The 1,844-nt window shown below is 70.1% G+C and carries 1 protein-coding gene; it reads right to left on the bottom strand.

Annotated features, from left to right (window positions below):
* Positions 1-222: 222 nt before the first annotated feature.
* Positions 223-1,844: peptidase C14 (locus ACWCXX_RS41270; protein ID WP_451136447.1), on the bottom strand; the 1,622-nt coding region annotated here is incomplete at its 5' end.

A 1,844-nucleotide genomic window follows, 5' to 3' on the forward strand; every position in this document is an offset into this window, starting at 1 on the left:
CGCGGGTCGGCGACGGCGACGAGCTCGGCGCGCTCGGGGTGCGCCTTGATCCACTCGGCGTACGTCAGACCGCGGTTGCCGGCGCCGACGAGAGCGACCCGTACGGGCCGGCCGGTGATCGGGGTGTGCGTGGACACGGGAATCCCTGGTGCTCGATGGGGTGGGGCCTCTCGTGCGGATCGGGCCGGATCGGGCGTGATCCGGACGAGAGGGCCCACGTGGTCAGATGCGAAGCGTGGCCGCGGTGTGGGCGACGCGGTCGCCCTCGTCCGGCAGCGCGGTGCGCTCGGTGCCGTCCTCGACGCAGCCGGTGTGCAGCAGGTGGCTGCCGCCGGTGAACGCCGCGGGCCGCAGTTCGAGCCGGCCGCCGGTGAAGGTGGAGCCGGTGGCCCGGTAGCGGTTGGGGCCCTCGGTGACCAGTACGTGGGCGGTGCCCTCGGACGCGGTCGAGTCGAGGCCGGACAGCTGCCAGTCGACGGTCCGTCCGGCACCGGTGCGCGACAGCAGGGCGCCGTCCTTGTTGGTGCCCTTCAGCCGCGTTCCGTCGACGCGCAGCCGCTGGTCCTTGTCGGAGGTCAGCTTGAGCCCGGTGTCGCGGAGTTCGCCACCCAGCACGGTGATGTCGGCGTGCTTGAGCGAGACGGGGGCGGTGTCCTTCGAGCCGGTCAGGACGCACTGGTCCAGGACGAGCGGCCCGGTGCCGTTGAACACCGCTCCGTCGACGCCCTTCAGGACGTTGCGCTGGAGGGTGAGCGGGGCGGTCACGTTGGCCTGGGTGATCTCCGCGCCTGCCGCGAACGCGAACGAGGAGTCGGCGATCACATTGGGGCGGGCGGACAGGTCCGAGGCCCGGGAGACGATCAGCGGACCCGTGGCCGTGCAGCCGCGCATCTGCACGCCGTCGGCGTTGACCCAGAGCATTCCGGAGCCGGACAGGGACTTCTTGCCGATGACGAGGACGTCCTCCAGGGTCAGATCGGTGATCTTGACCCGGGCCACGAACCAGGAGCAGGCGTGCCGGCGGACGGTGATCCGCTTGGCCCGGCCGCCCCAGGCGGCGCCGGAGTTGGCGAAGGTCATCAGCCCGGAGTTGCCGGTGTAGACGAGGTCGTGCTCGAACTGGCCGTGCGTCACGAACGGGCCCTCGTCGTCGCCGTCGCCGTGGCAGTTGGTGACGTAGCAGTAGGCGGAGGCCGTGAAGTCGTTGAGGTGGCGGGCGTTGGAGGTGTGACAGTCCTCGACGTGCCCGTACAGGCAGTAGATCTGCTGGGTGAGGTAGCCCGCGCCGCCGTACGTGACCGACTTCGGGTTGGTCAGCGAGCACTGCTCGGTGCGGTAGTACGTGCACCAGCGGCGCATCACGACCGGCCAGAAGGTGCCGACGGCCTCGATCCCGGAGACATCGCAGCGCACCGCGTACTCGTACGCGACCGGGTGCGAGCCGGACATCTCGTCCTCGCCCCAGCCCTCGAAGACCATGTTGCGGACGTGGGCGCGTTCGACGGGCTCGACGCGGGTCCAGGTCAGGGTGCGTCCGGCGGCCAGGTCCCAGCCGATCTGGTAGTTGACCCGGATGTGCGTCGCGTCGACGACATCGGTGACCTGGACGAGCCGCTGGATCTCCTTCTCGTACTTGCCCGCCAGGGCGTTGACCTCCACGGCCCACCACTGGCCCACGGAGAACTTCGACGAGTCGCCGACCTCGAACAGGTCCGAGAGGTCCGGCATCGCCGCACCCAGGGTGTGCTTGACGGTGGTGTCGGTGGGGGTGCCGCGGAAGGAGAGGACGGCGCCGAAGGGGTTGTCGTGGGTGTTCTTCTCGATGCCTTCGGTGCGTATGCGGT

The sequence above is a fragment of the Streptomyces sp. NPDC001732 genome, assembly GCF_053596315.1.